The organism is Rhodococcus sp. (in: high G+C Gram-positive bacteria) (assembly GCF_049286785.1).
GTDB lineage: Bacteria > Actinomycetota > Actinomycetes > Mycobacteriales > Mycobacteriaceae > Rhodococcus_F.
This window is the reverse complement of record NZ_JBAQEO010000421.1, coordinates 1-5,302: the sequence shown is the minus strand read 5'-3', so window position 1 is coordinate 5,302 and position 5,302 is coordinate 1. Positions and strand designations below refer to the sequence as shown.

6 protein-coding genes are annotated in these 5,302 nt (G+C 67.2%); 4 read left to right on the top strand and 2 right to left on the bottom strand.

Annotated features, from left to right (window positions below):
• A partial coding sequence (locus WAW17_RS15650) for a wax ester/triacylglycerol synthase domain-containing protein (RefSeq protein ID WP_422333863.1) occupies positions 1 to 297 on the bottom strand: 297 nt, incomplete at its 3' end.
• 171 nt (positions 298 to 468) lie between these two features.
• Between WAW17_RS15650 and WAW17_RS15645 the strand changes: the two genes are divergently transcribed.
• The gene (locus WAW17_RS15645; RefSeq protein ID WP_422333862.1) at positions 469 to 1,467 is read left to right on the top strand and encodes an alpha/beta hydrolase; all 999 of its coding nucleotides are present in this window, start codon (positions 469 to 471) and stop codon (positions 1,465 to 1,467) included.
• A gap of 294 nt (positions 1,468 to 1,761) precedes the next feature.
• Here WAW17_RS15645 and WAW17_RS15640 read toward each other — a convergent pair whose 3' ends face one another.
• On the bottom strand, positions 1,762 to 2,067 hold the full coding sequence (locus tag WAW17_RS15640) for a hypothetical protein (protein WP_422333861.1): 306 nt from the start codon (positions 2,065 to 2,067) through the stop codon (positions 1,762 to 1,764).
• A 152-nt stretch (positions 2,068 to 2,219) separates the two neighbouring features.
• On the opposite strand from WAW17_RS15640, the gene WAW17_RS15635 reads away from it, so the two are divergent.
• From WAW17_RS15635 to WAW17_RS15625, 3 genes are all read left to right on the top strand, one after another.
• Positions 2,220 to 3,179: a hypothetical protein gene (locus WAW17_RS15635; RefSeq protein ID WP_422333860.1), complete on the top strand. Its 960-nt coding sequence runs from the start codon at positions 2,220 to 2,222 to the stop codon at positions 3,177 to 3,179.
• Between the two features lie 2 nt (positions 3,180 to 3,181).
• Positions 3,182 to 3,883 (top strand): ESX secretion-associated protein EspG, encoded by a 702-nt coding sequence (locus WAW17_RS15630; RefSeq protein WP_422333859.1) that lies wholly within the window; start codon positions 3,182 to 3,184, stop codon positions 3,881 to 3,883.
• 68 nt (positions 3,884 to 3,951) lie between these two features.
• A partial coding sequence (locus tag WAW17_RS15625; protein WP_422333864.1) for a T3SS (YopN, CesT) and YbjN peptide-binding chaperone 1 occupies positions 3,952 to 5,302 on the top strand: 1,351 nt, incomplete at its 3' end.

Genomic DNA, 5,302 nt, shown 5'->3' with positions numbered 1-5,302 from the left:
GAGGGTCAGCAATTCGCGGATACGACCCGGGGACGGCAGAGCCGAATGCCGCACGTGATACTCGAGATCCATGTGGCGCTCGTCGGCCCACCACAGGTTCCCGACGCTCCCGACGGGATCAGCCGGTTTCTTCCGAAATGTCCGATCCACGTCCGTGTGGGCCAACATCATGTCGTGCAGGTCCCGCACGTAGCCCGGACCTGCATCGTCCGGCGGAGTGAACAACTCGAGCGACCCGACATGCATCGGGTGCTCACGGGACTCGGCGATCAGGAACATCGAATCTGTGACCGGCATCAGTCCCACGTCGGTAACACCTCCGATCGGTCACTATCTCATTACAACTGTTCTGCGGATGCTACGTCGGGCGTAGCGTCCGTTGTCACTACTTCGATGTAAATGCGACGATGCGAAGAAGTAAACGCCATGTAAGCGCCGAGAGTGTCGGAACCAACCGGGAGGTAGGCGATGAGTACAGCTGCATACGACCCGTATCTGTCACCGACGCCTGTGACGCGCCGCGAGTTCGCCGGGACCAGTATGCAGTCGAAGGCGCTGTCCCACACGATCCGCCGGACCGTCAAGCCGTTCCTCGAGGCGTGGGCCCGATACCCCGAACTGCCGTGGCCGGCGGGAGTGGTCGATTACCTGGGCTACTCGCTCACACCGGTGCGGGGCACCTTCCGGCGTCCGATCCAGCTCCCGAACTGCCCCGCCGAGTGGATTCGCCCGCCGATGACCGCGGTCCAGCAGCCTCTCGGCGCTCAGGAACGGGCCATTCTGTACCTCCACGGTGGCGCCTTTCTCTGCTGTGGCATCAACACTCATCGCCAGATGGTCTCGCGCATCGCAGCGGAATCGCACGCGTCGACCCTTAACGTCGCTTACCGCATGATCCCGCGAAACCCGATTCGGGCGGCCGTCGAGGACGGTGTGGACGGGTACCGCTGGTTGCTGTCCCACGGTTACTCAGCGGACCGGATCGTCATCGCCGGCGATTCCGCGGGGGGATTCCTCACCTTCATGGTCACTCTCGAGGCCATTCGTCAGGGCCTGCCGCGACCCGCCGCCGACGTCGCACTGTCTCCGCTCACCGACCTCGACCCGGGGAACAAGCTGGAGCACCCCAATTCGGACCTCTGTGCGGTGTTCCCGAAACGTGCTCTCGGGGCCTTGTCTACGCTGATCGAAGCTCTCGACACGCGTGGCGGGCACGAACCGTCCACCTCCCCGGTGGACGGTGATCTCTCGTCCATGCCGCCGGCGATGATCCAGACCGGATCCCAGGAGATGGTGTATGCCGACGCCGAACTGATGTCACAGCGCCTCGCTGCGGCGGCGGTTCCGTGCGAACTGCAGATCTGGGAACGCCAGGTGCACGTGTTCCAGGCTGCGGCCGGAATCGTCCCCGAAGGCGCCAAGGCGATCCGTGAGATCGGCCGTTTCATTCGCAATGCAACTCCGTGAGCTGCGATTCCGGGATCGGGCACTCCGGTTGCGGGAGCACTGACCGGAACGTGATCAGCACCACATCGCAGCCCCCTCTATGGTGGATCGACCGCACATCGAGGACGGGTAGCGAATGGAAGACAAGACTGTGGCGATCGGCGCACTCGCGATCGCAGCCCTTTCGACGGTCTCCGGGCTCCTCGTCGGGGTCGCAGGCGGCGTGGTGGGGGGTCACGGGCCGGTTGTCCCGCCGCCACCGCTGACCTCTGCGGGTCTGCAATCCGCGGGCCTGTACAGCGCCGAACCCGCCACCTATTCGGTGGTGGTTCCTCCCACACCCACGTGGAAGGTAGCGGACCCGATCACGCCCCGGAACATCCCGATCACGATCGAGCCCACCACCACCACCGCTGCCGCCACCACAACCGCTGCCGCAGCCACCACCACGGCGACGACCACACCGATACCTGTCACTCCGTCGCCGCCCCGCACCACGATCTCCCGCCCTCCCGTCGTTCCCACCATCTCGAACCCTGCCCCCCGTGCCGCGGCGGAACCTCCCGCACCGCCGACCACTTCCACCACCACCACAACCACCACCACGCGCCCGGTGATCACGATCCCTCCGATCACCACCAGACCACAGCGCTGAACCCGCGGCCGGACCCGGCGCTGTAGGGTGACGGGCGCCGGATCGGGGGATCCACTTCCGGCACAGGCGTCCAGCTTCGGGGGTGGGAATGAACGGCCGCATCGATGAGCCGGCACAGGTGAGCACGGAGAATTTCCAGTCGGCGCTCTGGGATCACCACGCCATCCGGCGTGCCGTCGACTCGATGGCGCCGGGTGACGCGGGCGCGGTTGCCGCTGCATGGGAGGAACTCGGCCGGCGGTTCCAGGATTCGATGGTAGGTTTCCACGATGCGACCCGCACCGCCATCCACGACGGATGGCGCGGCGCCGCCGCGGAGTCGGCCACCACCGCCATCGACGGGTTCGCCGCCCGCGCACAGCAGGTCGGCGAACAATTCGGTGAGGTCGGGGCCGCCCTGCGGCACGCGGTCGCCGGCGCCGAGGCCGTCCGAAGTGCTGTCGGTCAACCGTTCGTCCACCCCGCCGACTGGACCGCTGTGATGCCGTGGAACTGGGCCGGCGAGGCTGCGGCCGACGCCGCGGAACAGGACGCGAGGGCCGCCATGGCCGCGCACCTCACATCCGCCTACACCGTGGCTGTCGAACGCCTTCCCGCCTTGCTGCCCCAGCTGCCCGACAGCGACCTCGCATTCACCCACGCCGCCTCGGCGCACGGTCGTCCCGTCGGGTTCGATTTGGGGCCCAACGGGATTCACGGCATCCCCAGTGACGAGCAGGTCGCCGAGCCATCGGACGCCGATGTATTCGACGCCGATACCGATACCGATATGCGTGCGGTCGGTCCCGAAAGCTCTGGCAGCACCACCGGATCCAACCCTCACCACTCCGGAACCGGCCCCGCTTTCCCCACCGGCGCCTCCCTCGCAGGCGTCGTCGGCGGCGGAGTGGCACAATACGCGGGCCGGGTGGTGACGTCCCACAGGGCCGAGGCCGCGAGCGCGGCCACCCTCCCCTCGAACACATCCTCGTCGACCGAGGACGAAGTCGAGCCGCCCACCTACCTCGAATTCGTCGACGACGAGACCGCGATCGTCGGGAAGCTCCCGCTCGTCACCCCTCCCGTGATCGGTGAATAACCTTGGGCCACTGGGGGTTGAGTAGTGCTGAGTTCTCGGCACTGTGGACCCGGACCGGGCAGGATCGCATGCCGTACCCGTTCCGAGCGGTCGGAATGCTGCCGACCGTCGCGGAGTACGAGCGCGAGCAGCGCAGAATCCGCGCCCACTTCACGGGCCTCGAGCACGACCGGCTGGAGGCGGCGCTGCTGGTACTCGCCGAACCGGAACTGCGGATCGAGATCTCGGGTCGGCTCGGCGAGGGTGAAAAGCGGATTCGCCTGCTCGGAGCGGTCTCGCGCGGGCGTGGTGTCGCCGCGGTCCAGCATCCCGGCGGCGAGGTGGTGATCCGCGGTTGCGAACCATACGACCTCGGCCGTCAACTCGTCGCGCAGCTTCCCGATGTGGACGCGGGGTCTGTTCGGGGCGCGGTGTTTCGCCGCAGCGACGGGGAGGGGACCGGGGCGGTCGCCGCCGTTCTCGACAGACCGTCCGCGAGCCAGGGGGTTGTCACCGTGATCCGTGGCTCCCGCCGCGATCCCAGGGCGACCGGTGGAATCGCATGGCGTGACATCGACGGCGACGGCCGCTACCTGGTCTGGGAGAACGCCGCACCGGGAACGGGACAGGAATCGACCGTCACCGTTCGTCCGGGGACGTCCTGGGACCTGCTCGACGCCGTCGCCCGGCTCACCGGCCGGGTCGCCGCGGGACACCCCGTCTGACCCGCCGGTACCCTCCGCGCCGGTTCTGTCGGCGATCGGCGCTACCGTATAGGCGAACAAGGGTGATGGTGGTCGACCAGGACGGAGTAGACATGCAGGACTTCGATCTGGATACCAGCGTGAACCGCGACTGGGCGGAATTCCAGCGGCGCCTCGCCGACTATCTGTCGGCGATGCAGAATGAAGATCTGCTGGTTCTCGAAAGCGGATTCGAGGAGCTGGACGAATCCGAAGGCCTCATGCCCTGCATCCAGTTCGTCGTCTGGGACGGCGACACGGTGCGCTGCGAGGTGCCGTCCAATCACTACCTCCATCCCGACCGTGCGCTGACCGAGGCCGAGCAGACGTATCTGACGGAACTCGGATGGAACCGTCCTACCCGCGGCCCTGACGACGAGGGCGATGCCGGCTCCCCCGCCTTCTACGTCGACAAGAAGCAGTCGTGGGTCGATCAGCTGGCGGCCATGACCGTGGCTGTCTTCCGTGACGTGTGGGGCATCACCCATCCGGCGTTCCTGAGCACCGAGACCTCCGGCACCGATCCGTCGGCGGGGTTCGATCCGATTGCCGTTCGCCCACCGCTGGTGACGCACCTCGATCCCGCCGCGGCGATCGTGCCGCGAGATGTGGAGCACCTACACGAACTGATCACGCTGTCGCTGGTTCCACTGCTCGGCCTGCTACCCCAGCGCGATCCCGACGGCGACGTCCCGATCCGCATGGGCAACGCGATCCTGTTCGTCGGGCCCCTGGCGGATTCGATGGACATCCAGTTGTTTGCACCCCTCGTACACGACATCAGCGACCGCACCCGTGCCGCCGAGGTCACCGCTGATCTCAACCGGGCCTGGTCGCGCATCAAGTTCGTGCTGGTCGATGATCGCCTGTCTGCGTTCCTGGAGGTATCGGGCAACCCGCTGGTTCCCCAGCACCTCACCGAGAGTTGCAAGGTGTTCTCGGAGTTCCTGCGCACCGTCGACGCCGATTTCGCGACGCGGTTCGGCGGGGAGCTGTTCTTCGGCCGAGACGTCGCGGACGAGTCGGACGCCGAGGCCGAGACCGATTCCGCGCCCGGTACCGAAACCCCGATGGCTGTCGCCGAGCTGCCCAAGGAACTCCTGACGCTGTTCCATCTCGATCCGGAGTGCGCCGGCGCCACCGATCCCGCGATCGTCGCCGAAGTGTGCGGTCACGACCGCGACAAGATCCTCACCTTGCTGCACACGGGTACAGACTGGATCGACCAGTTGCGCCGCGACGCCGCCGAGTTCCGCGCGCACGACCAGCCCGCCCAGGCCGACACGTCCGATTCCCGGGCCGACGGCTGGGAACGCATCGTCGGCAACCTCCGCGAGGCACTGAAGACCGTCGTCCTGCCCTCACCCGTGCGGCGCGACGACCCCAAGCCCCGACCCGAGC